At 45.2% G+C, this 26617-nt stretch carries 24 protein-coding genes; 7 read left to right on the top strand and 17 right to left on the bottom strand.

Annotated features, from left to right (window positions below; translation table 11 throughout):
* Nucleotides 1–15: 15 nt before the first annotated feature.
* Nucleotides 16–2037 carry a DNA helicase Rep gene (gene rep / locus HLM86_RS17965; RefSeq protein WP_170883478.1) on the bottom strand — a complete coding sequence of 674 codons (2022 nt, stop codon included), beginning with the start codon at nucleotides 2035–2037 and terminating at the stop codon, nucleotides 16–18.
* A gap of 200 nt (nucleotides 2038–2237) precedes the next feature.
* Here rep and HLM86_RS17970 point away from each other — a divergent pair, with 200 nt between their 5' ends.
* The 4 genes from HLM86_RS17970 to ubiK all read left to right on the top strand — a co-directional run bounded on the left by HLM86_RS17970 (nucleotide 2238) and on the right by ubiK (nucleotide 7481).
* A complete protein-coding gene (locus HLM86_RS17970) occupies nucleotides 2238–2819 on the top strand; it encodes a TetR/AcrR family transcriptional regulator (RefSeq protein WP_076590295.1) in 582 nt (193 codons plus the stop codon).
* A gap of 18 nt (nucleotides 2820–2837) precedes the next feature.
* On the top strand, nucleotides 2838–3944 hold the full coding sequence (locus HLM86_RS17975; RefSeq protein WP_076590249.1) for an efflux RND transporter periplasmic adaptor subunit: 1107 nt from the start codon (nucleotides 2838–2840) through the stop codon (nucleotides 3942–3944).
* An 11-nt stretch (nucleotides 3945–3955) separates the two neighbouring features.
* Nucleotides 3956–7078: a multidrug efflux RND transporter permease subunit gene (locus HLM86_RS17980; RefSeq protein WP_076590248.1), complete on the top strand. Its 3123-nt coding sequence runs from the start codon at nucleotides 3956–3958 to the stop codon at nucleotides 7076–7078.
* 148 nt (nucleotides 7079–7226) lie between these two features.
* Entirely contained in the window at nucleotides 7227–7481 is a 255-nt protein-coding gene (ubiK, locus tag HLM86_RS17985; RefSeq protein WP_076590247.1) for a ubiquinone biosynthesis accessory factor UbiK, read from the top strand.
* A gap of 169 nt (nucleotides 7482–7650) precedes the next feature.
* Here ubiK and ilvC read toward each other — a convergent pair whose 3' ends face one another.
* On the bottom strand, nucleotides 7651–9135 hold the full coding sequence (gene ilvC / locus HLM86_RS17990) for a ketol-acid reductoisomerase (RefSeq protein WP_076590246.1): 1485 nt from the start codon (nucleotides 9133–9135) through the stop codon (nucleotides 7651–7653).
* A gap of 144 nt (nucleotides 9136–9279) precedes the next feature.
* Here ilvC and ilvY point away from each other — a divergent pair, with 144 nt between their 5' ends.
* Nucleotides 9280–10170, top strand: coding sequence for an HTH-type transcriptional activator IlvY (gene ilvY / locus HLM86_RS17995; RefSeq protein WP_076590245.1), 891 nt, complete (start codon nucleotides 9280–9282; stop codon nucleotides 10168–10170).
* Nucleotides 10171–10265: 95 nt separating this feature from the next.
* On the opposite strand, the gene hemN is transcribed toward ilvY, so the two are convergent.
* From hemN to HLM86_RS18025, 5 genes are all read right to left on the bottom strand, one after another.
* The gene (hemN, locus tag HLM86_RS18000; protein WP_170883477.1) at nucleotides 10266–11654 is read right to left on the bottom strand and encodes an oxygen-independent coproporphyrinogen III oxidase; all 1389 of its coding nucleotides are present in this window, start codon (nucleotides 11652–11654) and stop codon (nucleotides 10266–10268) included.
* Nucleotides 11655–11827: 173 nt separating this feature from the next.
* Nucleotides 11828–12316 (bottom strand): DUF2489 domain-containing protein, encoded by a 489-nt coding sequence (locus HLM86_RS18005; RefSeq protein ID WP_076590243.1) that lies wholly within the window; start codon nucleotides 12314–12316, stop codon nucleotides 11828–11830.
* Nucleotides 12317–12322: 6 nt separating this feature from the next.
* Nucleotides 12323–12889 (bottom strand): Der GTPase-activating protein YihI, encoded by a 567-nt coding sequence (gene yihI / locus HLM86_RS18010; RefSeq protein ID WP_076590242.1) that lies wholly within the window; start codon nucleotides 12887–12889, stop codon nucleotides 12323–12325.
* Nucleotides 12889–13527 (bottom strand): class I SAM-dependent methyltransferase, encoded by a 639-nt coding sequence (locus tag HLM86_RS18015; protein ID WP_076590241.1) that lies wholly within the window; start codon nucleotides 13525–13527, stop codon nucleotides 12889–12891. Before HLM86_RS18015 ends, yihI begins: the two co-directional genes overlap by 1 nt.
* 733 nt (nucleotides 13528–14260) lie before the next feature.
* Complete coding sequence (locus HLM86_RS18025; protein ID WP_076590240.1) at nucleotides 14261–14878, bottom strand: c-type cytochrome; 618 nt, start codon at nucleotides 14876–14878, stop codon at nucleotides 14261–14263.
* Nucleotides 14879–15026: 148 nt separating this feature from the next.
* On the opposite strand from HLM86_RS18025, the gene yihA reads away from it, so the two are divergent.
* Nucleotides 15027–15665, top strand: coding sequence for a ribosome biogenesis GTP-binding protein YihA/YsxC (yihA, locus tag HLM86_RS18030; RefSeq protein WP_076590239.1), 639 nt, complete (start codon nucleotides 15027–15029; stop codon nucleotides 15663–15665).
* Between the two features lie 204 nt (nucleotides 15666–15869).
* On the opposite strand, the gene spfP is transcribed toward yihA, so the two are convergent.
* The 4 genes from spfP to hemB all read right to left on the bottom strand — a co-directional run bounded on the left by spfP (nucleotide 15870) and on the right by hemB (nucleotide 21058).
* The gene (gene spfP, locus HLM86_RS20535) at nucleotides 15870–15917 is read right to left on the bottom strand and encodes a small protein SpfP (RefSeq protein ID WP_446697936.1); all 48 of its coding nucleotides are present in this window, start codon (nucleotides 15915–15917) and stop codon (nucleotides 15870–15872) included.
* Nucleotides 15918–16109: 192 nt separating this feature from the next.
* Nucleotides 16110–18905, bottom strand: coding sequence for a DNA polymerase I (gene polA / locus HLM86_RS18035; protein WP_170883476.1), 2796 nt, complete (start codon nucleotides 18903–18905; stop codon nucleotides 16110–16112).
* Between the two features lie 619 nt (nucleotides 18906–19524).
* A complete protein-coding gene (locus HLM86_RS18040; RefSeq protein ID WP_170883475.1) occupies nucleotides 19525–19959 on the bottom strand; it encodes a GNAT family N-acetyltransferase in 435 nt (144 codons plus the stop codon).
* 61 nt (nucleotides 19960–20020) lie between these two features.
* Nucleotides 20021–21058 carry a porphobilinogen synthase gene (gene hemB / locus HLM86_RS18045; protein ID WP_076590238.1) on the bottom strand — a complete coding sequence of 346 codons (1038 nt, stop codon included), beginning with the start codon at nucleotides 21056–21058 and terminating at the stop codon, nucleotides 20021–20023.
* Between the two features lie 149 nt (nucleotides 21059–21207).
* Between hemB and HLM86_RS18050 the strand changes: the two genes are divergently transcribed.
* On the top strand, nucleotides 21208–21969 hold the full coding sequence (locus HLM86_RS18050) for a TatD family hydrolase (protein ID WP_076590237.1): 762 nt from the start codon (nucleotides 21208–21210) through the stop codon (nucleotides 21967–21969).
* A gap of 83 nt (nucleotides 21970–22052) precedes the next feature.
* Here the strand turns inward: HLM86_RS18050 and tatC are convergent, their stop codons facing one another.
* The 6 genes from tatC to ubiE all read right to left on the bottom strand — a co-directional run bounded on the left by tatC (nucleotide 22053) and on the right by ubiE (nucleotide 26588).
* Complete coding sequence (gene tatC, locus HLM86_RS18055; protein ID WP_170883474.1) at nucleotides 22053–22799, bottom strand: twin-arginine translocase subunit TatC; 747 nt, start codon at nucleotides 22797–22799, stop codon at nucleotides 22053–22055.
* Between the two features lie 61 nt (nucleotides 22800–22860).
* Nucleotides 22861–23259 carry a Sec-independent protein translocase protein TatB gene (gene tatB, locus HLM86_RS18060; protein ID WP_076590235.1) on the bottom strand — a complete coding sequence of 133 codons (399 nt, stop codon included), beginning with the start codon at nucleotides 23257–23259 and terminating at the stop codon, nucleotides 22861–22863.
* A 3-nt stretch (nucleotides 23260–23262) separates the two neighbouring features.
* Nucleotides 23263–23505, bottom strand: a complete 243-nt coding sequence (gene tatA, locus HLM86_RS18065; RefSeq protein ID WP_076590234.1) for a Sec-independent protein translocase subunit TatA — start codon at nucleotides 23503–23505, stop codon at nucleotides 23263–23265.
* Between the two features lie 49 nt (nucleotides 23506–23554).
* Nucleotides 23555–25189 (bottom strand): ubiquinone biosynthesis regulatory protein kinase UbiB, encoded by a 1635-nt coding sequence (ubiB, locus tag HLM86_RS18070; RefSeq protein ID WP_170883473.1) that lies wholly within the window; start codon nucleotides 25187–25189, stop codon nucleotides 23555–23557.
* Nucleotides 25186–25791, bottom strand: a complete 606-nt coding sequence (locus tag HLM86_RS18075; protein ID WP_076590232.1) for a ubiquinone biosynthesis accessory factor UbiJ — start codon at nucleotides 25789–25791, stop codon at nucleotides 25186–25188. Before HLM86_RS18075 ends, ubiB begins: the two co-directional genes overlap by 4 nt.
* 14 nt (nucleotides 25792–25805) lie before the next feature.
* Entirely contained in the window at nucleotides 25806–26588 is a 783-nt protein-coding gene (gene ubiE, locus HLM86_RS18080; protein WP_076590231.1) for a bifunctional demethylmenaquinone methyltransferase/2-methoxy-6-polyprenyl-1,4-benzoquinol methylase UbiE, read from the bottom strand.
* Between the last annotated feature and the right edge of the window lie 29 nt (nucleotides 26589–26617).

Genomic DNA, 26617 nt, shown 5'->3' on the forward strand with positions numbered 1-26617 from the left:
AGCTCGCTATGTAACTCAATCATTTTTGTTAAACATCGCACGAATGTTAGCGATGTGCGCCTGCCCTTTTTCCATTCTCTCTTGCTGAGTCTGAGGCTTTTTCTTGACCTCCCAATCGACATCACCAAAAGGCAGCTCTTCCAAAAAACGGCTCTGAGTCGGTTTGATTAACTCACCATATTGCCTACGTTCTTTACAAAGGGTGAAGGTCAGCTCTCGTTGGGCTCTTGTGATTCCCACATACATTAAACGGCGCTCTTCCTCAACATTCTCTTCATCAATGCTGGTTTGATGAGGCAAGATGCCCTCTTCAGCCCCTATCAAATAGACATAAGGGAATTCAAGACCTTTAGAGGCATGGAGAGTCATCAGCTGAACAGCGTCGGAGTCCTCATCTTCTTCATCACGTTCCATCATGTCTCGAAGCGTCAGCCTCTGAACCACTTCTTTGAGGCTTTTTTCTTCCTGATCGTAGTTGTCACCTTCCAGATCCGACACTATCCAAGAATAAAGATCTGACACGTTCTTCATTCTCATCTCGGCTGCTTTCGGGCTCGAAGACGTCTCATACAACCAATCTTCATAGTGGATATCACGCACCAAAGAGCGCACGGCTTCAACCGAATTACCGCGTTCAGCCTGATCACCAATGTTTACTAACCATGAGGTGAAACGACGCAAATTTTCTAAGCCACGACCACTGAGAGACTGCTCAAGCCCCATTTCGAAGCTGGCTTCAAATAAGCTTTTGCCCCGAATGTTGGCGTAGCTACCTAATTTTTCCAGCGTGACAGGCCCGATTTCACGCCGCGGTGTGTTAACAATACGCAAAAAGCCATTGTCATCATCTGGATTGACCAAGACACGGAGGTACGCCATGATGTCTTTGATTTCAGCACGAGCAAAAAATGATGTGCCTCCTGATAATTTGTATGGAACACGGTTATTCATCAACGATTTTTCAATCAGGCGCGATTGGTGGTTACCACGATACAAGATCGCATAGTCACGATAGTCTGTACGATTTAGAAACTTATGGGCGATCACTTCGCCGGTGACACGTTCAGCCTCATGTTCCTCATCTTTAGCCAGTAACACTTTGAGCATTTCTCCTTCTGGGATCTCGGAGAACAGCGATTTATCATACATATGTGGGTTGTTGGCAATCAATATGTTAGCCGCTCGCAAAATTCTACTGGTAGAGCGATAGTTTTGTTCGAGTTTAATCAGACGTAAGTTGGGGTAATCTTGACCAAGCAGGACCAAATTTTGTGGCTTAGCGCCGCGCCACGAATAAATCGACTGGTCATCATCTCCCACAACCGTCAATCGACCACGTTCACCAACAATTAGCTTCACCAACTCATATTGACTGGTATTGGTATCCTGGTACTCGTCAACCAAAAGATAACGAATTCGGCTCTGCCAACGCTGACGGACTTCTTCATTGGTCCGCAGTAACAGCACGGGCAATGCAATCAAGTCATCAAAATCTAATGCGTTATAGGCTTTCATTTGTTTTTGGTACTGTTCAAAGCACACCGCAAACAACTGCTGCAACTCTCCTTGAGCACGCTCCTTTGCCTGCTCAGGAGTCAACATATCGTTTTTCCAGTTGGAAATCGCACTCAGCAGCTGGCGGAGCAAATCTTTGTCTCCATCAAGCTGTTGCTCGGTCAGCTCTTTCAGCAGCGCCAATTGATCCTGATCATCGAATAATGAGAAGCCTGCTTTGAGACCAAGGGCTTTATACTCGCGCTTGATGACATTCAGGCCTAAGGTGTGAAACGTCGACACCATTAAGCCTTTCGCTTCTTTTCTACCTAGAGTCTGGCCCACTCGCTCTTTCATTTCACGCGCCGCTTTATTGGTAAAAGTCACGGCTGCAATGTTTCGGGCGTTGTAACCGCATTGCTGAACCAGATACGCCATTTTATTGGTGATCACCCGAGTTTTGCCCGAGCCAGCACCCGCCAGCACCAAACAGGGTCCCGATACATACTTCACTGCTTCTTCTTGTCTTGGGTTCAGCTTCATAGGTGCCCCTGAAGTAAAAATCTTTGGCGACTATAATAATGGGGCAAACGACCGATTGCTATGTTTAATCGAATCGCCTTAAACAAGCTAAAATATTCTCTGAAGAAATAAAATAATATGATTAATGATATGTTTTATTGCACTAGCGTGCAGTTAATGGGGTATAATGAATGAACGTTCATTCACCAAGTTGTGCCATTATGGTTAGCGATACTGCACTAGCAAAGCAGGAGCAAATACTTGTGGCTGCCGAGAAACTGATTGCAGAGTCAGGTTTTCAAGGCCTTTCGATGCAAAAGCTGGCAAAAGAGGCAGGCGTCGCTGCCGGTACAATCTATCGTTACTTCCTCGACAAAGAACATCTTCTTGAGGAAGTGCGTTTGAACGTCGCCAAACGGATTGCAAGCGCGGTCCAATCTGGTGTTCATGATGATATGCCCTTGAAAGTACGTTATCGCACCATGTGGCTAAATATTTGGAACTTGGCGAGTTCTAATGTCGCTACTCTGAGCAATCGCGTTCAATACGAATCTCTTCCCTGTGCAAACCATTTAAAAGCTCGGGAACTTGAGCGACAAATGTTTGCCCAAGTAAACCAGTTGTTTAATCAAGGAAAAGAACAAGGGATCTTTAAACCTCTCGACAACGAAATTCTTTCAGGGCTGAGTTTTGAAGCTAGCGTGGCGCTGGCCCGAAAACATGCGTTGGGATTTTATCAACTGGATGACGCCGCGATTGAAGCCGCGATCGAAGCCAGTTGGGATGCAATAATTCAACACTAATTTGGAGTTCTAATTAGAATGAAAAAGTGGACTTTCTTTATGTTGCTTATCGCAGTACTGCTTTTTGGTAGTGTAATAGGTTTCAATCTAATCAAACAAAATAAGATAGCCGAATACTTGGCGAATCGACCAGAACCTGAATTCCCAGTCACAGTGACCGAAGTACAACCGGTGGATTGGGTACCAGTGATAGAAGCCATTGGTTTTATCGAACCGAATCAAGGTGTCACCATCGCCAATGAAACAGCAGGTGTGATTGATGAAATCGCCTTCGACTCGGGCACTCAAGTCAAAGAAGGTCAGCCCTTAGTCATGCTCGACTCTGAAGTAGAGAAAGCGGATTTAAAGAGCGCTCAAGCAAAATTGCCGGCAGCTCAAGCCAAATACAAGCGCTATCAAGGCCTGTATAAAAAGGGCTCGGTCTCCAAAGAAGCCTTTGACGATGCCGAAGCAAACTACTTTTCCCTAAGAGCTGACATCGAAAGCTTGAACGCCACCATAGATCGTCGTGAAATCAAAGCACCGTTTGCTGGTGTTGTTGGTATCCGAAATGTCTATCTTGGACAATACCTCCAATCTGGCACCGACATTGTCCGTCTCGAAGACACCAGCGTCATGCGCCTGCGTTTTACGGTGCCGCAAACCGATATCTCTCGGATCCACCTCAAGCAGGAAATCGATATCTTCGTTGACGCCTACCCTGAACATTCCTTCAAGGGTTCAATTACTGCCATTGAACCTGCGGTTAATCTACAAAGTGGTTTGATTCAAGTTCAGGCTGATATTCCAAACAGTGATGGTAAGCTTCGCAGCGGCATGTTCGCACGTGCAAACATCATCCTTCCCAAGCTAGAAAATCAAGTCACTTTACCGCAAACCGCTATCACCTTTACCCTTTACGGTGACAATGTGTATATCGTTACGGAAGAAAACGGCCAGAAACGTGTTAAGCAGCATGTGGTCAACGTCGGTGAGCGTACTCTTGATATCGCACACATCCTTTCAGGCGTTAAGCCCGGAGATATTGTCGTCACATCTGGTCAGGTTCGCCTAAGCAATGACGCAAAAGTGCGAGTTGTAGAAAGTGATGCGATTACACCACCAGCTGAAACACCCATGCTGTAATTGGAGGCCTCATGCGCTTTACTGATGTTTTTATCAAACGTCCAGTTTTGGCGGTATCGATCAGTTTTTTGATTGCTTTGCTTGGATTGCAAGCCGTCTTCAAAATGCAAGTTCGCGAATACCCCGAAATGACCAATACCGTAGTCACGGTGACCACCAGTTACTACGGCGCCAGTGCCGATCTTATTCAGGGCTTTATTACCCAGCCTTTAGAACAAGCGGTTGCACAGGCAGACAATATTGATTTTATGACCTCCCAGTCGGTTCTGGGTCAATCGACCATTACCGTCAATATGAAATTGAATACCGACCCAAATGCGGCCTTATCTGACATATTAGCCAAGACCAACTCGGTCCGCTCCCAGCTTCCCAAAGAAGCGGAAGACCCAACGGTAACCATGTCAACGGGCTCGACAACCGCGGTTCTTTACATTGGTTTTACCAGTGAGGAGCTGTCTTCTAGTCAGATCACAGACTACCTTGAGCGTGTGATTAATCCACAGCTCTTCACCGTCAACGGGGTATCCAAGGTTGATTTGTACGGTGGTGTGAAATACGCCCTGCGGATCTGGCTAGATCCAGCCAAAATGGCCGCCTTGGGCAAAACAGCAACCGATGTCATGAATGTCCTTAGTGCAAATAACTATCAATCGGCAGCAGGTCAAGCCGTTGGTGAATTCGTTTTGTACAACGGCAGCGCCGATACTCAGGTTTCCAATGTTGATGAGTTGAAAAATCTGGTCGTGAGTTCAGACGAAGGTAACTTAGTTCGCTTAAGTGACATCGCTAAAGTCACATTAGAAAAAAGCCATGATATCTACCGCGCCAGTGCTAATGGTAAGGAAGCGGTTGTCGTTGCCATCAATGCCGCGCCAAGTGCAAACCCAATCAATATCGCAGCCGATGTGCTCGAGTTACTTCCTCAGCTAGAACGTAACTTACCGAGTAATATCAACATGAATGTGATGTATGACTCGACCATTGCGATTAATGAATCCATCAGCGAAGTAATAAAGACGATCGCTGAAGCCGCATTGATCGTCCTGATTGTGATCACGCTATTCTTAGGGTCTTTCAGAGCAGTATTGATCCCAATTGTCACCATTCCTCTGTCTCTGATTGGCGTCGCTATGGTCATGCAGGCGATGGGCTTCTCGTGGAACTTGATGACCCTGCTCGCCATGGTACTGGCCATTGGTCTTGTGGTCGATGACGCCATCGTCGTACTCGAAAACGTCGACAGACATATTAAACTTGGGGAATCGCCATTTCGCGCTGCGATAATAGGGACGAGAGAAATCGCGGTTCCGGTTATTGCAATGACGCTAACCCTTGGCGCCGTTTACGCCCCAATCGCACTCATGGGTGGGATCACCGGTTCTCTGTTTAAAGAGTTCGCTTTGACACTCGCTGGGGCGGTATTTGTCTCCGGAATTGTCGCCCTGACGTTGTCGCCCATGATGTGTTCGAAGATGCTCAAAGCCAATGAAAAGCCGAGCAAATTTGAACAAAAGGTCCACTCGACACTCGATGGTATGACGCAACGCTACGCCAAAATGCTTGGCGAAGTCATGAAACATCGCCCTGTCGTCATAGGTTTTGCGTTGATCGTTTTCGCTAGCCTACCAATGTTGTTTAAGTTCATACCAAGTGAACTGGCACCATCGGAAGACAAAGGCGTCGTCATGTTAATGGGTACGGCGCCATCAAACGCGAATCTGGATTTCATGCAAAATACCATGAATGATGTCAACGCCATGCTGTCTGAACAGCCGGAAGTGGCCTACGCTCAGGTGTTTACTGGCGTACCCAATTCGAATCAGGCTTTTGGTATTGCGTCTATGGTTCCATGGAGTGAGCGCGAAGCCAGTCAATCAAACGTGGCTGAGCGCGTAACCGGTTTGGTCAGCAGTGTTCCCGGTATGGCAGTCACCGCATTTCAGATGCCTGAGCTCCCCGGAGCAGGGTCTGGTTTGCCTGTCCAGTTTGTCATCACAACACCGAACGCATTTGAAAGCCTCTTTACTATTGCTTCCGATATTTTGACTGATGTGAAATCTAGCCCACTCTTTGTTTACTCTGAGCTCGACCTAAACTACGACTCAGCAACGATGAAGATCAACATTGATAAGGACAAAGCGGGCGCTTATGGCGTCACGATGCAGGATATCGGCACCACCCTCAGTACAATGATGTCTGATGGCTATGTCAATCGTATCGACCTTAATGGGCGCTCTTATGAAGTTATCCCTCAGGTTGAAAGAAAATGGCGCCTCAACCCTGAGTCTATGAACAACTACTATGTTCGTTCTGCGGATGGCAAAGCCGTTCCGCTGGGTAGCCTCATCACCATTGACGTCGTCGCAGAACCTCGTTCACTGCCACACTTCAACCAGCTGAATTCAGCGACCATCGGTGGGGTTCCTGCTCCGGGCACCGCAATGGGTGATGCGATTAACTTTCTTGAGGATCTTGCAACGACCAAACTACCTAGTGGCTACAACCATGACTACATGGGTGAAGCTCGTCAGTATGTAACAGAAGGGAGCGCTCTATACGCAACCTTTGGTTTGGCTCTGGCGATCATCTTTTTGGTGCTGGCGATTCAGTTTGAGTCATTGAAAGACCCACTTGTCATCATGGTGTCTGTTCCTCTTGCTATCTGTGGGGCGTTAATTGCACTCGCATGGGGAGCAGCCTCCATGAACATTTATTCGCAGGTTGGATTAATCACCTTGGTTGGCCTGATTACTAAGCACGGTATCTTGATCTGTGAGGTGGCAAAAGAAGAACAACTTCACAATAAGCTGAGCAAAAAAGAAGCGGTCATGGAGGCTGCGAAAGTACGTCTTCGTCCTATACTTATGACCACGGCGGCAATGATTGCGGGCCTTGTCCCACTCATGTATGCAACCGGAGCGGGTGCAGCCCAGCGCTTTAGTATCGGCATTGTCATTGTTGCTGGCCTTACCATTGGTACGCTCTTTACTTTGTTTGTTCTTCCGGTTATCTACAGTTATCTGGCAGAAAAACATAAACCTCTCCCTATCTTTGTCGAAGACAAGGATCTCGAGAAATTAGCACGTATCGATGAAGCTAAAGCAGCCCATCGTGAACTTGCCGATAACAAATAATCTTGTTCAATACATCAAGGCCACTTCGGTGGCCTTTTTTGATGGCTAAAATTTGAATATTTCTGGTTCGAATTTTTACTACCGAGGTAGCGACTTTCCCGTATCAATTACATAGAATGTGAGCAAATTTAAAGGAGTTTTATTCATCATGTTTGATTCAAAAAAACTAGAGCAAATAGCGAAACAGATTCACGACTCTATGCCAGCGCCAGTCAAAGAATTAGGTGCAGATGTTGATCAGAAAGTTCGCCAAGTGATCCAAGGCCAGTTGAACAAGCTGGATGTCGTCAGTCGAGAAGAATTCGATGTTCAGACTCAGGTCCTGCTGCGCACCCGTCAAAAGTTAACGGAAATGGAGCAAAAACTTGCTGAGATAGAGTCTCGGCTGGCAGAGAAAGAATAAAGCCCAGTCAACCTGTCGCCGTCAGCGCCACCAGCATTTCAGCTCAACACAAAAAATAAATAACAAAAAACCTGGTCGACAGCGACCAGGTTTTTTTAGCGGGGATGTCCCAATCTTGTTTAGAGATTAAGTCATGTCCATCACTCAGCCCAAAACATAAGGCGTATGCTTAGCCGCCTACCGCAATTCTCTTCATATCACTCATGTAAGCACGCAGTTCTTCACCAATATACTCAACAGGATGGTTACGAATCGCTTCATTGACGGCAATTAACGTTGCGTTATCGACTTGATTTGAGCCTTCATCAAGACCTTTACCAATCACATCGGTAGAGACAGAAGGCATAAATTTCTCACGGAGTAGCGGTGTGGCAACATTAGCGAACAAGTAGTTACCGTATTCTGCGGTATCAGAAATAACCACATTCATTTCGTACAAGCGTTTACGTGCCACCGTATTAGCAATGAGAGGAAGCTCATGCAGTGATTCATAATATGCCGACTCATCGATGATACCTGATGCTGTCATGGCTTCAAATGCCAGCTCAACGCCCGCACGAACCATCGCGATCAATAAGATGCCATTATCAAAGTAGTCTTGCTCAGAAATTTCCACCGCTGAAGATGGGTAATTCTCAAATGCCGTTTCGCCAGTTTCTTCGCGCCATCCCAATAGGTTGACGTCGTCATTAGCCCAATCAGCCATCATCGTGCTAGAGAAAACGCCCGTAATAATGTCATCCATATGTTTGTTGTATAGAGGACGCATAAGCGCTTTAAGCTCTTCAGACAATTCAAAGGCTTTGACTTTGGCCGGGTTAGACAAGCGGTCCATCATATGAGTGATACCACCGAACTTCAGTGCTTCCGTAATCGTTTCCCAACCGTATTGTAAAAGCTTACCGGCATAGCCAGGGTCAATACCTTCGGCAACCATCTTCTCATAAGACACAATCGAGCCCGCTTGAAGCATACCGCACAGGATTGTTTGCTCACCCATTAAATCAGACTTTACTTCCGCCACGAATGAAGACTCAAGACATCCCGCGCGATGGCCACCAGTGCCCGCAGCCCAAGCTTTCGCGATATCCCAACCTTCACCTTGAGGATCGTTCTCTGGATGAACAGCAATCAGTGTCGGAACGCCAAAACCACGCTTATACTCTTCACGAACTTCAGTGCCAGGGCATTTAGGAGCAACCATTACCACCGTGATATCTTTACGGATCTGCATCCCCTCTTCAACCACATTAAAGCCGTGCGAGTACCCCAGAGCCGCCCCTTGTTTCATCAGTGGCATCACTGTATCAACCACGTTTGTGTGTTGTTTGTCTGGCGTTAGGTTGATCACCAGATCCGCCTCAGGAATAAGGGTTTCGTAACTTGCAACGTCAAAGCCATTTTCTTTTGCGTTTTTATATGACTGGCGCTGTTCATCAATCGCGGCCTGACGCAATGCGTACGCGACGTTCAAACCAGAGTCACGCATGTTGAGACCTTGGTTAAGCCCCTGAGCACCACATCCAACAATCACAACTTTTTTACCTTTGAGGTATTCTGCCTCGGTTGCAAATTCACTGCGGTCCATGAAACGACAGCGACCAAGTTGGTCAAGCTGTTCACGTAAGTTTAACGTGTTGAAGTAGTTAGCCATAAGGCGCTCCTTAGATAAATTTTTCCGTTGAGGTCAGCCGTTCGATGGCCGAATAACGTCATACTAAGGCAGACAAGTAATTGCTCAAAGTGATATATTCACAATTAGTAATTGCAATTATCGCAACATACAGGCGAACCTATTATGAACATTAAATATCTGCAGTTATTCATTCACCTTTGTGATAGTAAGAGCTTTGCCAAGACGGCTACAGCCATGCATATCAGCCCATCGGCCCTTAGCCGGCAGATTCAAAAACTTGAAAACGATACCAGACAGGTGTTGTTTGTCCGTGACAACCGAAGTGTGGAACTGACTCCTGCCGCCAAAAAGCTGTTGCCCGTTGCACTAAAGATTTTAGGCGAATGGCAGAACTACAATGCCCAACTGATCGGTCAGGACGAAGAGCTGAAAGGCGAGATCCGCCTTTTTTGTTCCGTGACGGCAAGCTATAGCCACCTACCAGAATTGCTGTCTGATTTCCGCCTCCAACACCCCTTCATAGAATTTAAGATTTCGACAGGCGATCCCGCGCAAGCGATTGAAAAAGTACTCGCCGATGAAACAGATATTGCCATTTCGGCCAAGCCCGAACAGCTTCCGGCCCGAATTGCCTTCGAAACGATTAGCGAAATCCCTTTGTCCGTCATTGCACCCGCTGGTGTGAGTAACTTCGCAGAAGAATTGCGCAGAGACCAACCTGAATGGTCTTCGATTCCTTTTATTGTTCCCGAGTCTGGTACAGCGCGTGAACGTGCCAATGCGTGGTTTAAGACGATGAAAATCAAACCGACCATCTACGCGCAAGTCTCCGGTCATGAAGCCATTGTTAGCATGGTTGCCTTGGGATGCGGCGTAGGTATCGCCCCTGATGTGGTGATCAACAACAGCCCCGTAAAAGAGAAAATCCAACGTCTTAAAGTCGCTTCGATTGCCCCCTTTAAATTGGGCGTTTGCTGCAAACGTTCACAATTAAATAATCCATTGGTCAAAGCACTCTGGGAAATGGCACACAACACGTATATTGCATCGTGATGGGCGTAACTTTTGCATGATGACACCGCCACCTTGTCAAAAGTTGGCTTTGTTTATCATCATAATCAAAGAGTCAGCGGTAAAGAGGCGCCGAATTAGATAACCCGAGAAAACTGCTGCTGGCGAGTCTTCACTCTGAGGTATTTATCGAAACACATACAGATGTTGCGAATCAACAAACGTCCCCTCAACGTGACGCTAATCTCTTGCTCATTGATTTCCACTAACTGGTCATCAACAAAGTTTTGCAGCAGAGACAGATCTTGCGCAAAATAATGATCAAACTTGACCGAAAACGCGTCCTCGAACCCCACTTTATCCAGTTTAAAATTACAGATAAGTTGTTTAATCACTTCTCTACGAAGTAAGTCATCACTATCTAATAAAACACCTTTAAATAAAGCATGGTGTTTTTCATTAACTTGAGAATAATACGTTTTCAACTCTTTTTGGTTTTGCGCATAAGCATGACCAACCATGGAGATCGCCGAAACACCAAAGCCAACCAAATCCGCTTCACCTTGGGTTGTGTAGCCCTGAAAATTACGGTGTAATTTGCCCTCACGCTGAGCGACAGCAAGCTCATCATCCGACTGAGCAAAATGATCCATACCGATAAATTGATATTTTGCCTCAGTCAGGGTCGCAATCGTATCCTGAAAAATGGCCATCTTTTCTTCAGGTTGTGGCAAATCTTCTTCCTTGATTCTGCGTTGGGCCGCAAACAGCTGTGGCATATGAGCATAATTAAACACCGACAGGCGCTCTGGTTTCATGGTTAAAACTTGCCTAACGGTTTCAGCGAAAGAAGCCTTGGTCTGTTTGGGGAGGCCATAAATCAGATCTAGGTTTGTTGACCGAAACCCCAATTGCTTCGCCCGCTCAACCAAAGCAAAGATAAAGGCTTCATCTTGCTCTCGGTTAACTCGCTTTTGAACCTCTTTGTTGAAGTCCTGAACACCGATACTTAGGCGGTTGAAACCTTCCTGACGCAAATGGTCAAGCATATCGATTTTAATTTCACGTGGGTCCACTTCAATACTGATTTCGGCGTCAGGTTGAAACAAAAATTCGCCGCGTAAAATCGTCATTAGACGACTAATTTGATGTGTCGTTAGAAATGTCGGTGTGCCACCACCAAAATGGAGCTGAGTGATTTTACGTCCTTTCAGCAGTGCCGCGCGAGTTCGAATTTCCAATTCCAAGACATCGAGATATTGGTCTGCTTTATGTGTCTGGCGGGTGATCGTTTTGTTACAGCCACAGTAATAACAAAGCTTATGGCAAAAAGGGATATGGATATATAAAGATAAGGGCCGCTGAGGGTATTCTGTGCAAGCCCGATCATAATCAGCGATCGTGAACGCTTCATGAAATTCTAACGCGGTAGGATATGAAGTATACCTTGGTCCAGAATAATTGTATTTATTCAAAATCGCTTGGTCCCAGACGAGTTGCTGGTTGGCGATGGCTGGCTGAGACATGGTGTGTTCCGTTACGAATGATTGATGAATATGACCACGATAATTATCCGGCTATTTTGCCATACGCCAAGCAGCGTCGCCGAATCTCTTGTGTTTTTTCGTCACTAATATTCAAAATTGATAGCTCGATCACTGACCTCTCAAAGTCAGGAATCGAACTTTCATCAATCAAACTAAATCATCTGAACAGTGATTTGATTATTTAATGGCTGTACTTTCTTCTGGAGTATCTTCAATTCAGAAATGATCGCCTGCTCTAATCTAGATTCGGCTTTCTGCCGCTCTAAATTCTGCTTCATACGTTCTCGCTTCGCCAGTTTTTGTCGCTCTTCACCACGTGGCATCACTTTTACAATATGAAAAAGCTCTGAGGTTGCTGGGAATTCTTTATCAAATTCAACACGATCTGAACCTTGGACGTAGTCCATAATATTGTATACTCGGATGCTGATCTCTGATAAATCACATTGTCCTTGGATACCAGCCAAACACAGAATATTAACACTCTCGAAAATGTTCGCATTGCGTTTTTCAATGGCGATCTTTTGGTGCTGAAGTTGCAATTCATTTTGCTTCTTCAGCTGGAGAAGAAGGTAACCCGCATAAAAAGCTAAAGCGAGAATGATGACTCCACCCAACGTCGCTAGTAAGGTTACATTCATAGCGCTCTAATCCTTAAGCTGGTTCAAGTCCAAACCTGCAAACTGAGAGAGAAGCTCTTCATCAGTGGCTGGTTTCTTAGCTGCAACTTTTGTTGGCACAACGTCGTCTACATCGATTTCTTCCTCTATTTGTTCGGAATCCTCCTCATAAATGCCCAACTGCTTCATGAGTATTTCAATGCGTTCTAATTTCTCATCGACGTATTTTTGCAACCCTGCCCCTAAATTCTCGCCCTGCTCCAACCGATCAAGTAGCACACCCAACTGAGCATCATTTTCAAGCATTTCCAACTCTTGTTCAGCACTCGCACGGCGAGCGGCCTTATTGGGTTTTTTATTCACTTCAACAACCAAAGGAATCTTCTTTTTGCTGCCCAACCTAGGATCACGCTTTTGACCTGAAACATAGCCGTTGCTCTCCTGAGAATCCGAGTTACGGTTACCGGTTTTAAGACCTTTACGCTTTTTGTCTTTTTTGCGTAAACGCCCTTCAACATCGGACTGAGTACGATTGCGGACAACAACAACATCTGCGTTACTGCCACCTGATCTTGATTTTTTATTACGGCTCATTACTGGGGTTTCCTCAGTAAAATTACATCATTTCCAATAAATTCAAGTGCGAGCTGATCCCGCTCTGCCAAAAACTGAAACGTTTCCCGGCTAAAGAAGATCACATGAGTCTGATCATTCTTGTAATGCCAAGAGGCAAACGCATCAACATCAATGACCATTTTGGTCATAAGACCAACCCAGCCACCGGGCTTCACTAAATTTAACCATTGTTGCCACACCTTATCGGGCTGGTAAAGATGCTCGATAACCTCGGTGGCCGTGACAAAGTCATATGAACTCTCTAACACCCTCTCACTTGGATGATAGTAGATATCGTAAAGACTCATATTGTGTCCCCGTTCTTCTAACATCAATGACAATGTCGGTCCGGGACCACACCCAAAGTCTAACCCGCAAGAATTCGGCTCGATACATTGTAATAGAGGATCACACAGCCTCGATAAAAAGGTACGATAGCCGATATCATTGGGATCGTTATTATGCATATCGTAGTGCGCTTTTTCAGCTTTTGCATCCAACCTCTGCGGTGGATTAACAAACACCAATAGACACCGTTGGCATTGAAGATATTCGCGATGCTTATCTTCAAAGTAATGGTTTGTCTGAGTGTTGTGGCAAAGCGGACAAATATGCATGATGACATCCTAAAACGGGGATGCGAAACATACCAGAAAGTTGCAAGATAGTGGAGCACTATTGGTCAAATAACATCCAGCACCATAAAATATTCCTTATAATGATAATATTTCAACCAGAAATCTTCCTCAGATTACCATTACAGACATAAAAAAAGCGATAGACGTATCTATCGCTTTCTAAAATGCCTTTCGGCCAAACTGTGTGCACGGATTGTCGCGCATCAAGTGTCCATTTGTTTTATGTGCTTTCCTTGCAAGGGTATTATGTTCACCATCCTAGTGAATTATTACTTTCCGTGAACATCCTGTCACTGGGCTATTCCTTAGCCGAATCCATTTCTGTGTCTATACCGTTAGACGAATCGACCATCCTTATCAAGCAAGCATCCTGTTTACTTTCAATTCCTGATTTTCTTCAAAACCTGTCTGTCGGAATCTTTTTGCCAGCATTACGCCGATAGGGAAACTTTACCGAGTAAACAAAATAGAGCAATCCACGAACGTAAAAAAACACGTCCATTTTTCAACTTCAATAAACTTTATTTATTTTTCATAGAGTTGTGTGTTTTTAGTAGATAAACGCCAACAAATGAATAGCCGATCTCTTACAAATTAATAAGAAAGAAGTGATCAATCAGGCTCAGCGTAATGTGATACCTATCAAATGAAAAAGCCCAGACTCTATTGCCTGGGCTTCCAACAACATTGCTCGAACGAGACTCAACAGCGCTTAGTGCAGACCACCAACGTATTGAGATAAAGTATCGATATCTTCGTCTGTGAGTTTACTCGCAATATCTCGCATCATGCCATTCATATCATTAGCACGATTACCATCACGGAACTTCATTAGTTGAGACTTGATATAATCAGCGTGCTGGCCAGAGATTTTAGGGAAACCCGACAGTTCTGTACCGTTGCCTCTGGGTCCATGACAAGCTATACAGGCCGTGAGCCCTCGCTTAGCATCACCTGCGGTGTACAATACTTTACCCGCATCAACGATATTTTCCGGTGTCGTGTTATTTGAGATTGGCAATGACGCATAGTAGGCAGCCAGATCTTTCATATCTTGCTCAGACAATGGCATTGCCATCGCACTCATCACAGGATCGTATCGACCTTGTTTGCCGCTACTCGTCATACCGAGTTTTAAGTCCTTCAGCTGCTTTTCTAAATACTTCGCATGCTGACCAGCAATTTTAGGGTACATTGCTAGTTGACTGTTGCCATCAGCACCGTGGCAGGCAACACAGGTTTGGGTTTTTGCTTTACCAGCTTCAATATTGCCTTGAGCCCACACAGAGCAGCTGGCTAAAAGACTCAAGATTAGCGCTAAATTCTTCATGACATTCCATTATAATTATCAAGCTTCCAGTACCACTCATTTTAGCCACTCATGGTACAATAGGCGACCTTATGCCGAGCACGGTTATTTTACACAATTTCACATAAAAGTAATCAATCGACTACACAAAGTCGAGATGGAGTTAACAGTGAGCGTAAAAATTCATTATCAAAACACCCATTTCATCACTAGCGCGCCTGATATCAGGCACATGCCGGAAGATGAAGGTATAGAAGTTGCGTTCGCAGGACGTTCCAACGCGGGCAAGTCGAGTGCCTTAAACCGACTGACCAATCAGAAAAGTTTGGCGAAAACCAGTAAAACGCCTGGTAGGACCCAGCTGATCAATTTATTTAAAGTCACAGATGGTTGCCATATCGTGGATTTGCCCGGGTATGGTTTTGCCCAAGTACCGCTAGAAATGAAAAAGAAATGGCAGAAATCACTTGGGGAATATTTACAAAAACGCCAATGCCTCAAAGGGCTGGTCGTTTTGATGGACATCCGCCACCCCATGAAAGATTTAGACCAACAACTCATTTATTGGGCGGTCGATAGCGGCATTCCCGTTCAAGTTCTGCTAACGAAAGCAGACAAATTCAAAAGCGGTGCACGAAAAGCACAGGTGCTTAAAATTAAAGAAGACGCCAAAGGCTTTGGTGGTGATGTTCATGTTGCCGCATTTTCGTCGTTGAAAGGCATCGGAGTGGATGTGTTACGCAACAAACTTGATCAGTGGTTTGCGCCTTCGGTTGCAGAGAATCTGGCCAATGATATTGATGAATAACCCTGATCGCTCCCAATAGACCTCACTTAACCGACTCGCCCTATCTCTTCTGGTAGGGCTTCCTCAATCATACATTGATCTCAAAGAGAAGCTCGTCATCACCGTAGAGTAAGCCGCTCATGGCAACACGCGGAAAAGCATTGGCCTTCAAGGCGCCGCTGGAATAAAAAACGCCCCAGTCAAATACTGACTGGGGCGGCTGAATTAGTTTAATCCAATAACGTGAAACAAAAGGTCTGAAAGATAGAACATCTTACCTCTGTACCCTACGCGGACAAATGTACAACAAATAGTCATAAATAGGAATATTTTTTGTAATTTTTTTTCATTAAAATTTTATTAAACTACATTTAAAATAAAAACACGCCACATTGTTGAGAAATAGAAAAAGCTTAAATATCATTAGAGGCTGCTATTTCCCAAGAATTAGCAGCCAAATACCCTCTAATGAGCCTGATCCCAGTTATCACCGTGCCCAGACTCCGCAATCAGTGGGACGGTCAACTCAGCGGCCGCCTCCATAAGCTCTTGTACTTTACTTTCAATTTCGGTTAAAGCTGACTCCTGAACCTCAAAAACCAATTCATCGTGCACCTGCATCAGCAATTTAACCCGTCCGTTCCCTTCGTTTGTGATCCATTCATCCACCAACAGCATTGCTTTCTTGATGATATCGGCGGCGGTCCCTTGCATCGGCGCATTGATCGCAGCACGTTCAGCGGCCTTACGCCGCATACCGTTACGCGATTTGATTTCTGGTAAATGTAAGCGGCGACCAAAAATGGTTTCCACGTATCCCAGTTCTGCCGCTTTACTCCGGGTATCCTCCATATACTGCATGACACCGGGGTAGCGCTCAAAATAGGTATCCATATACTGCTGAGCTTCTCCACGAGGAATCCCGAGCTGTTTTGCTAAACCAAATGCGCTCATACCATAAATAAGACCGAAGTTGACCGCTTTGGCGCGGCGTCGATGCTCGGTTGACACCTCAGCTATATCCACCCCGATGATCTCAGCAGCCGTCGCCGTATGAATGTCTTTTCCTTGTTGGAAAGCATCCAGTAAAGCTTTATCACCTGATAGATGCGCCATTATGCGCAGTTCAATCTGAGAGTAATCCACAGCCATGATTTTGTAGCCATGAGGGGCAATAAACGCCTGACGGATTCGACGGCCTTCTTCGTTACGAATCGGAATATTCTGTAAATTTGGATCGGTCGAAGAAAGTCGCCCTGTTGCTGTAACGGCCTGGTGATAAGAGGTATGTACACGTCCTGTATTGGGGTTGATCATCTTCGGAAGCTTATCGGTATACGTTGATTTCAGCTTAGCTAAGCCTCGGTATTCGAGAATCAATTTAGGAAGCGGATAATCTAACGCCAACTCTTGAAGCACTTCTTCATTCGTCGAAGGCGTCCCTGATGGTGTCTTTTTAACGACAGGAAGTCCCATCTTCTCAAAGAGAATCGCTTGAAGTTGCTTAGGTGAGTTCATATTGAATTCTTGCTCCGCAACCTCATAAGCTTTTCGTTCCAACTCATCAAGGCGTAAGGCGATCTCCTGAGACTGAGTAGACAGTTTCATGTCATCAATCAAGACGCCTGTGCGTTCAATTCGAGATAAAACAGGCACAAGCGGAACTTCCACCTCTTGATAGATCGCTAGGAGTTTTTGATCTTCACGGATGCTATCCATCAAACGATTGTGCAGTCTCAAGGTCACATCCGCATCTTCCGCTGCGTAAGGGGACGCCTCTTCCAAATCAATTTGATTAAACGTCAGTTGTTTCTTGCCTTTTCCTGCGATTTGTTCGAACGAAATACAGCTATGCTGGAGAAACCGGAGGGCCAAGCTACCCATATCATGCTTGCCACCCACACTGTTATAAACATAAGAAGCCAACATCGTATCATGAGAGATGCCCTGCATATCAATATGATAGCGAGCCAACACACTTGCATCGTATTTTAGGTTCTGGCCCACTTTAGCTTGATTTTGGTCTTCTAGAATAGGCTTCAGTCTTTCCAAGACCCAATCACGATCCAACTGCGCTGGCGCATCCAGATAATCATGGGCAACCGGCACATAAGCAGCACTCCCTTCTTCCACAGCAAATGACAGCCCGACTAGGTTAGCCACCATATAATCCAAACTGTCCGTTTCGGTGTCAAAAGCAAAGACTTCTGATGCTTTCAGCTTTTCAAGCCATGCATCAAATGACGCTTCATCAAGGACCGTTTGGTAGTGGCTGCGGTCAATAGCCACAGGTGAACTATTGATTTCACCTACTGAAGCTTTCGATGAATCACCACGGTTTTCAGCGACTTTGCCATCCGCCTCTATGACGCCAGACCCTCCATCAAGCAGTTCATTCAACCATGATTTAAACACGAGCTGTCCGTATAACTGAATAAGCTCATCGGTATTTGGCTCAGCTTTCAGCAATGAATCGGGACTCTGTTCGAGCTCAACATCTAGCTTAATTGTCGCCAGTTGATAAGAAAGCTGAGCATTATCTTTGTTATCGGCCAGCTTTTTCGCCATGGTTTTAGAGCCACGGAATCCCAACGGCGCAATATCATCAAGGTTGTTATAGATCGTCTCAAGACTTCCTATACCCTGAAGCAACGCGGTCGCCGTTTTTTCACCCACGCCCGGGACACCAGGGATATTATCGACTTTATCCCCCATCAAGGCTAGGTAATCAATAATCAAATCTGGTGGAACACCGAACTTATCAATCACTCCTTCACGGTCCATAACAACATTGGTCATTGTATTAATGAGAGTCACATGGTCATCGACTAGCTGAGCCATATCTTTGTCACCAGTGCTGATCAACACTGGCATACCCGCTTGAGAGGCCTGATTAGCCAGCGTACCGATCACGTCATCCGCTTCGACACCGGAAATACAGATAAGTGGTAAGCCCATCGCTCGAATAACATTATGCAGAGGCTCAATCTGACAACGAAGCTCGTCTGGCATTGAAGGACGGTTGGCTTTGTACTCCGGAAACATATCATCTCGAAACGTTTTACCCTTAGCATCAAAGACAACTGCGATACGATCTGAAGAGAACTGACGCATCATGCTACGCAACATATTAACCACACCATAAACAGCATTGGTCTGAATGTCGCCATTACTCATGGTTTCAGGGTAAGCGTGAAATGCACGATAAAGATAAGAAGAACCGTCAATTAAGATTAACGGGTTGTCTGGAATACGAGCCATAATATTTAAATCACCCAAAGAAAAATATTTTACTAGGATGCCATGACTCCTGTAGTGAATCCATGTTAACTCTCTTAAGCCACTCGCACATTCAGCGAATAATAGAGCGCCTCACCCTCTCAACTGTGGATAACTCTGTTTATACTATTTTTTCACCTCGAGCCCACTCAGTCATAAAAACGCAATAAAACAAAATAAATAACTGTTAATTAAGGAAAATATTTTAGATCCACATCAGAAAGATCGATCCAAAAACGATCCTAGACTGTGGAAAAGACTATTGGTGTCCTTTTATCCAACCCCAAATTATAGACATAAAAAAAGCGACATCTAATTGATGTCGCCTAGCAAAAAAGTGTCAAAGCCTATTCAAACGAATACGATGCTTTGCAATAAAGCTATAAATTACACTGGAAGCAATGTGAGCAATGTCGTGTCAAAAAGAATTCGTGCAAGTTCGATTAAGCTTCGCGTCATGACCAAATCCAATACTTCAATCTGGTAACTCAACGTCCTTGTGAACTTCTCTCATCCCCTAAGACAATATGAATAATAACCATTCTCATCTTTGCCGTCAAGAATTAAATGAGAAAAAGTCTCATTTAATTTTAACACCCGCTTAAATTTTCTTCAAAAAGTGTACTTCACTTTCTATAATTGGACATTTTTTATCAAATTTTTCAATTAGATAACCATTTCTAATTAGCATGCGTAACATTGCTGGGAATTGATTTCTCGACTTGACTCTAATGTGTTGGTAGCCCTGCTGTGACACCCAATGTTCTTGCCTATCCAGTAAACTTTGGGCAATACCTCTGTTACGCGCAGTCGAGGAAACGCCACCAAACCAGCTATAAAAAGTCTGCGTGTCGAGCTGATAGCCAATCTTAAACCCCAGTAGGTGCCCACTTTCTTCCGCGATCTGAATCAAGCCGTCTTTATTCATAAGGCGATCCGAGAGACTTTCAACGGTTTCCTTGCGAATGAACTCTGTTATGCCATCAGCAACCTGAATGCATTCACTTAAGGTTCCTTGGCGATAGATGATACCCACTGTTTTCCTTCCCCGATAAAAAAGCCAGCAAGTTGCTGGCTTATTAGAATACACCTTACGGCTATTTTAGATGTCTGGACGCTTGGGCATTGTCTTCAGCCAGCCACTGTGCAACGTCTTTTGCGAAATAAGTCAGAATACCATCCGCGCCTGCACGTTTAAAACACAGCAACGATTCCATCACAGTTTCTCGCTCTTTTAGCCAGCCATTCTGAAACGCCGCTTTATGCATCGAATACTCTCCAGAGACCTGATAGGCAAAGGTCGGTATTTGAAGTTCAGACTTGACACGCCTGACCACATCTAAATAGGGCATACCTGGTTTTACCATCACCATATCGGCGCCTTCATTAACATCCATCGCCACTTCATGAATGGCTTCATCACTATTGGCCGGATCCATCTGGTAGTTTTGCTTGTTAGCTCCTTTCAGATTATTGGCGCTGCCAACAGCATCACGAAAAGGGCCGTAATAACAAGAAGCGTATTTTGCCGAGTAAGCCATAATTTGCGTGTGTATATGGCCCGCTTCTTCCAAAGCATTGCGAATAGCGCCGATTCGCCCGTCCATCATATCCGAAGGAGCGACCACATCAGCCCCTGCCTCTGCGTGTGATAACGCCTGCTTGATCAAAACCTCGGTCGTCGCCTCATTGAGAACGTAACCGTCTTCATCGATGATACCGTCCTGACCATGAGTTGTGAATGGGTCTAAAGCCACATCCGTAATTACCCCGATCTCAGGGACGTGTTCTTTGAGTGATCGAACCGCTCGCTGTAATAAGCCTTCCGAATTATAGGCTTCTGCTGCACATACACTTTTTACATCCTGATTCACCACAGGAAAAAGCGCTATCGCTGGCACACCTAATCGGGCTAGGTACTGTGCTTCCTCTAGCATCAGGTCGATTGATAAGCGTTCAACACCTGGCATAGATTCCACCGTTTCACGTCGATCTTTCCCCATCAATACAAACATTGGATATATCAGGTCACTGACGGACACTTGGCTTTCAGCCATGAGGCGGCGACTAAAATCATGTTTACGTACTCGACGCATACGACGGCCAGGGAACTGACCTTGAATGGAAACTGACACTCGATTCTCCTTGTGTACTGAAAGTGCTTATTTTGCATAGTATCACTCTCAATTATTGACGCTAGCAACTGGGAGCAAAAATGTAAGAAATGACCCAAGACTCACACTGCCGTATACTTTGCCCCATCCAAGCTTTGTAGAGAAATTCCATGATCGACACTCACGCACATATCTATGCGAGCGAATTTGATAATGACCGAGATGAGGTTGTTAAGCGCGCACTAGCCCAGGGCATAGAGACTATATTGTTACCGAATATTGATTTGGACTCAATTGAGCCCATGCTCGCCACGGAATCGGCCTATCCAGAGGTTTGCCGATCGATGATGGGACTTCATCCATGCTATGTAAACAACAACGTAAAACAAGACCTTGCGCTGGTTCAATCTTGGTTCGACAAACACGATTTCATTGCCGTCGGAGAAATTGGAATCGACCTCTATTGGGACAAAACATTCAAAGCTGAGCAGGAAATGGCATTTGTCACTCAATTAAACTGGGCTAAACAGCTCAAGTTACCCGTTGTAATCCATACGCGCGACTCTATCGAAGAAACACTCTCAATCCTTAACCAGGAGCAAGACGGGTCATTGTCAGGCGTCTTTCACTGTTTTGGCGGTAGTATTGAACAAGCCAAAGCCATCAATGGTTTAGGGTTCCACCTTGGATTAGGTGGTGTGTCGACGTTTAAGAATGGTGGTATGGATAAGGTGATTCCTCATCTTGATATGAACTATATTCTTCTTGAGACTGACTGTCCGTACCTTGCCCCCGTTCCCCATCGTGGTAAACGCAATGAGCCGGCCTATACCGCTCTGGTCGCACAACGTGTCGCTCAGTTACGTGATCTCGATGTTAAACACGTTGATCAAATCACCACTCAAAATGCGAAGTCTCTTTTTAAGCTTTAAACGTTAAGCTTTCATCGTTCAAAGCCAATAAAAAAGGCTTGCCCATCAAGCTAGCCTTTAACACAAAAGTCACGACCAAATTGTTAATCGTGCTCATTTGGCTCTTTTTCATCACGGATATAAAAACGGGCAAAGAATAAACCCACTTCAAACAGCAAACACATGGGAATCGCTAGTAATGTTTGTGAAATCATATCTGGCGGTGTCAGCATCATCCCGACGACAAAGGCACCAACGATAATATATGGGCGTTTCTCACTCAAACTTTTAGGGTCAGTGGCTCCTGTCCAGCACAATAAGATAATCGCTACAGGGATTTCAAATGCAATACCAAAAGCCAAAAACAAGGCCAATACGAAATCAAGATAACTGGAAATGTCGGTAGCAAACTCCACGCCACCTAATGAAATCGCAGTAAAAAACCCGAACACCAATGGAAAAACGACAAAATACGCAAATGCGACACCACAATAAAACAACAAAGAACTTGAAAACAGCAACGGCATGATTAAACGACGTTCATGTTTATAGAGCCCCGGCGCCACGAAGGCCCATACTTGATAAAGAATGAAAGGAACGGCCACAAAAATGGACGCAATTAAGGTCAGCTTCAAGGGTGTAAAGAACGGTGACGCGACATCCGTCGCGATCATGGTGGCACCTTCAGGCAAACGATTCACAAGCGGTGCAGAAACAAATTCGTAGATATCGTTGGCAAAATAGATCAAACCAACAAAGACCACAAATACAGCAACAATCGCTCTAAGTAGGCGATTACGCAACTCCAGCAAATGGCTGATCAGGGGTTGGGTCTGCTCAACGCTAGACATGCATACCTCATACTAAAAATCGGTGGGAGAAGAACGATATTTGATTCCTCGAGTTGAGAGTCTATTCGACTTTCCCATTTGTTGGCGTAGAAGGTGCACTATCTCGCACCCCAGCGCCTGACGTGACGTCAGAAGATTCCAAAGAGTCGTTAACAAGATCACTTTTATTGGCATAGGGGCGTTGCACATCCTGAGCAGCCCGCTTGAGTTCATCGACCGAGGATTGCACATCTGGAGATAGGTCTTCCATCCCCATTTGCTCTGCTTTACGCAGGTTATCCTGTAATTCCTGAACTTTAAGCTCGTGGGATAGCTCATCTTTCACACTGTTCGCCATCTTTCTCGCCGCACCAACAAATTGTGTCACGCTACGAATGGCATGTGGTAACCGTTCAGGGCCAAGCACAACCAATCCGACGACAGCGATCAAAACCAGCTCCCAAAAACCGATATCAAACACGTGCTAGACCTGTTCTTTATCTTTACTGGTTTCCGAAGAAGAAGGGGCTTCTGCCTTCTTTTGCTCTATATTATTCGGCTCAAAATCAGCATCTTTTTTGTTAGAGTTATCGTCGTTCATTGCCTTTTTAAAGCCTTTTACCGCGCTCCCCAAATCACTACCCATACCTCGCAATTTCTTAGTACCAAACAAAAGAATAACGATGACTGCAACAATCAAAAGTTGCCAAATACCAATACCACCCATTGTGCTACCTCGGGATTTTAATGAACAAATATATTTAAGAGTTTAATGCCTATTGGCGATAAGCTCGCCAACTGAGCAACCAAAATGTGACACCACCGATTGCCGCAGCCAGTGACAGCGGCTCAAAAGCTCTATTGAGCAAGATGGCGGAGGATACGACTAATGTCGCTCCAATACCAAACAAAAATTTACCTGTCGCTTGACGACGTTTTGTTTCACGGTAACCATCGTACAATTGGTCAATGCGCTGATTCATCACCTTGCCCTGACGCAAGCTGTCATACAACAACTCAGGTAATTCCGGCAGTTTTTCAGCCCAAAAAGGGGCCCGGTCTTTGACCGCGTTAATGACCGCCTTCGGCCCAACCTGATTCATCATCCACTCTTCCAAAAACGGCTTGGCGGTTTCCCATAAATCAAGTTGCGGGTAAAGTTGACGCCCTAAACCTTCAACATACAGTAAGGTTTTCTGCAATAGTACGAGTTGAGGCTGCACTTCCATTTCAAAGCGTCGAGCCGTATTAAATAAATTCATCAACACATGACCAAACGAAATCTCGCACAAAGGTTTTGCAAAAATAGGCTCACACACCATGCGAATCGCGAACTCAAACTCACCGACATTCGTTTCACGTGGAACCCAACCTGATTCAACGTGTAATTCTGCCACTCGGCGATAGTCACGGTTGAAGAAAGCCAAGAAATTCTCTGCGAGGTAACGTTTATCCTCACTATTCAGCGTACCGACAATACCACAATCAAGCCCAATCCATTGTGGATTGTTCGAGTGGCTCGGGTTCACAAACACGTTTCCCGGGTGCATGTCAGCATGAAAAAAACTGTCACGAAATACTTGAGTAAAGAAAACACTGACGCCACGTTCAGCCAACAACTTCATGTTAGTTCCGTTCGCCTTCAAACGATCAATATCTGAGACTTGGATACCATATATTCGCTCAGAAACCATGACATTTTCATTACTAAAATCCGTCATCACTTCAGGAATGTAGAGCTCTTCACTGTCGGCAAAATTACGTCTCAGCTGAATCGCGTTGGCCGCTTCACGTCTCAGGTCAAGTTCATCCAATAGGGTCTTTTCATATTCCCTAACCACTTCAACAGGTTTTAAGCGACGGGCTTCTGGGAGGGCTTTCGCCACAATTCGCGCCAAGCGGTACATGAGCTTAAGATCGGCGTCAATCACAGGGCGAATATCTGGTCGAATGACCTTAAACACGATTTCCTGACTTGTCGCCTTCAGTTGAGCCGTATGAACCTGAGCAATTGAAGCGGATGCGAGGGGGGACAAATCAAAATCATCAAACCATTGCTCAAGTTCCCCACCCAAGGCTTGTTCAATCTGATTTTTTGCTTGGATACCATCGAATGGTGAAACCTGATCCTGCAATAATGCAAGAGGATCGGCGATGTGAGCAGGGAAGAGATCACGTCGGGTCGACATCATCTGGCCAAACTTAATCCATACCGGCCCCAATTCCTGCAAGGCAAGACGAAGCCTCTCACCCACCGCTTTTTCTGGGTGTTTGTTTTTTATCCAAAACAAGGCCTTACGCACTAAGATAGGGCCTTTGGTAAGCTGATGGTTTGGCAAAAGCTCATCGAGGCCAAACTCTAACTGAACTTTAATAATACGGTATAGGCGCTTTAGCTCAGCCGGAGTCATATGACCTCCAACAGCTTATTCAGCCTTCCATCAATCCGAGCAGACTGACTTTTCAACTCATCCACTTGATCACAAAAATAAGCCACTTCTAATGGAGCAGGAGCCAACTGCCATTCTTCAGTCAGCACTTGCCCAAAGCGGCGATGGCCTTTGTCCATTTGAGCTTTAGCGCGTTGTTTAAGTCCAATCACACCCTGAGCAAAACTGTGAGCAAACACATCCCCCGTGAGACGGGACAGCCATTCTTCTAAATCAGGCTTACAGTCCATCAACAATTGAGAAAACCTCTGAGCCAGCTGAATATCGCCTTCCAATACCACTTTGTCTTGCTTGATCAATTGAGTAATATTGGATTGTTCTCGAAGTTGCGGTAAGACCGAGACATTGAGCGACAAATAACAATCTGAACGCCCTTCAAAATTGGCTAATACATCGATCTGCTGGCTGAATACGAACGTCAAGGTTTTGTTCACTTCTCTCAGGTGGACTTGAATGACCTTGCCCTTAAAACGAGAAAGGCGATGGCCAAGCTGAGGATCATCGTTAAGCAAAAGATTTAACGTCGACTCAATAACAGCGGTAACAAAGGGATCAAATGACATGCTCATGTCTCACTTTAGAATTTATAGCCACGGTGTAAAGCGACAATTCCACCCGTCAGGTTGTAGTAGCTGCTATTTTCGAAGCCAGCATTGTCGATCATCTGCTTTAACGTTTCTTGATCAGGGTGCATACGTATTGATTCAGCCAAATAGCGATAGCTTTCTGAATCGTTGACCACCAGTTTCCCCATTTGGGGGAGAAGGTGCAGAGAATACGCATCATAAATCTTGGATAATGGCTCAAAAACTGGCTTAGAGAATTCGAGTACTAACAAACGTCCACCAGGTTTCAACACTCTAAACATGGATCGCAGTGCTTTGTCTTTGTCTGTTACATTACGCAAACAAAAACTGATCGTGATTGCATCAAAATAATCATCAGGAAACGGCAGCTCTTCAGCATTCGCTTGAACATAATGGACATTCCCCACTATCCCTTTGTCTCTGAGCTTATCCCGACCAACGTTGAGCATAGAGTTGTTGATATCCGCTAAGACAACACGCCCTTTCTCACCAACCATCCGAGAGAATTTAGCCGCTAAATCACCCGTACCACCACCTAAATCCAACACACGCTGACCGGGGCGCACGCCACTGCAATCGACAGTAAAACGCTTCCAAAGACGATGAATCCCCCCCGACATTAAATCGTTCATGATATCGTACTTGGCCGCAACTGAGTGGAAGACGTCCGCTACTTTGGCCACTTTCTCTTCTTTGGCAACTTGGGTGAAACCAAAATCCGTGGTTTGATTTGATTCGATCTTGGTCTGCGACTGCACGTTTGTCTCCGTCATGATGATTCCTCTTCAAGTAACACGATGAA

The sequence above is a fragment of the Vibrio ostreicida genome (assembly GCF_013074385.2).
Lineage (GTDB): Bacteria > Pseudomonadota > Gammaproteobacteria > Enterobacterales > Vibrionaceae > Vibrio > Vibrio ostreicida.

Excerpts from the sequence above, each read along its gene's own strand:
- ubiE (WP_076590231.1), bottom strand. The coding sequence starts at position 26,588 with ATGACGGAGACAAACGTGCAGTCGCAGACCAAGATCGAATCAAATCAA.
- polA (WP_170883476.1), bottom strand. The coding sequence starts at position 18,905 with ATGGCTCGTATTCCAGACAACCCGTTAATCTTAATTGACGGTTCTTCT.
- HLM86_RS18050 (WP_076590237.1), top strand. The coding sequence starts at position 21,208 with ATGATCGACACTCACGCACATATCTATGCGAGCGAATTTGATAATGAC.
- HLM86_RS17975 (WP_076590249.1), top strand. The coding sequence starts at position 2,838 with ATGAAAAAGTGGACTTTCTTTATGTTGCTTATCGCAGTACTGCTTTTT.
- ilvC (WP_076590246.1), bottom strand. The coding sequence starts at position 9,135 with ATGGCTAACTACTTCAACACGTTAAACTTACGTGAACAGCTTGACCAA.
- yihI (WP_076590242.1), bottom strand. The coding sequence starts at position 12,889 with ATGAGCCGTAATAAAAAATCAAGATCAGGTGGCAGTAACGCAGATGTT.
- tatC (WP_170883474.1), bottom strand. The coding sequence starts at position 22,799 with ATGTCTAGCGTTGAGCAGACCCAACCCCTGATCAGCCATTTGCTGGAG.
- HLM86_RS17970 (WP_076590295.1), top strand. The coding sequence starts at position 2,238 with ATGGTTAGCGATACTGCACTAGCAAAGCAGGAGCAAATACTTGTGGCT.
- hemN (WP_170883477.1), bottom strand. The coding sequence starts at position 11,654 with ATGTCTCAGCCAGCCATCGCCAACCAGCAACTCGTCTGGGACCAAGCG.
- HLM86_RS18015 (WP_076590241.1), bottom strand. The coding sequence starts at position 13,527 with ATGCATATTTGTCCGCTTTGCCACAACACTCAGACAAACCATTACTTT.
- HLM86_RS18025 (WP_076590240.1), bottom strand. The coding sequence starts at position 14,878 with ATGAAGAATTTAGCGCTAATCTTGAGTCTTTTAGCCAGCTGCTCTGTG.
- ubiK (WP_076590247.1), top strand. The coding sequence starts at position 7,227 with ATGTTTGATTCAAAAAAACTAGAGCAAATAGCGAAACAGATTCACGAC.
- tatA (WP_076590234.1), bottom strand. The coding sequence starts at position 23,505 with ATGGGTGGTATTGGTATTTGGCAACTTTTGATTGTTGCAGTCATCGTT.
- HLM86_RS18075 (WP_076590232.1), bottom strand. The coding sequence starts at position 25,791 with ATGTCATTTGATCCCTTTGTTACCGCTGTTATTGAGTCGACGTTAAAT.
- rep (WP_170883478.1), bottom strand. The coding sequence starts at position 2,037 with ATGAAGCTGAACCCAAGACAAGAAGAAGCAGTGAAGTATGTATCGGGA.
- ilvY (WP_076590245.1), top strand. The coding sequence starts at position 9,280 with ATGAACATTAAATATCTGCAGTTATTCATTCACCTTTGTGATAGTAAG.
- ubiB (WP_170883473.1), bottom strand. The coding sequence starts at position 25,189 with ATGACTCCGGCTGAGCTAAAGCGCCTATACCGTATTATTAAAGTTCAG.
- HLM86_RS18005 (WP_076590243.1), bottom strand. The coding sequence starts at position 12,316 with ATGAATGTAACCTTACTAGCGACGTTGGGTGGAGTCATCATTCTCGCT.
- HLM86_RS17980 (WP_076590248.1), top strand. The coding sequence starts at position 3,956 with ATGCGCTTTACTGATGTTTTTATCAAACGTCCAGTTTTGGCGGTATCG.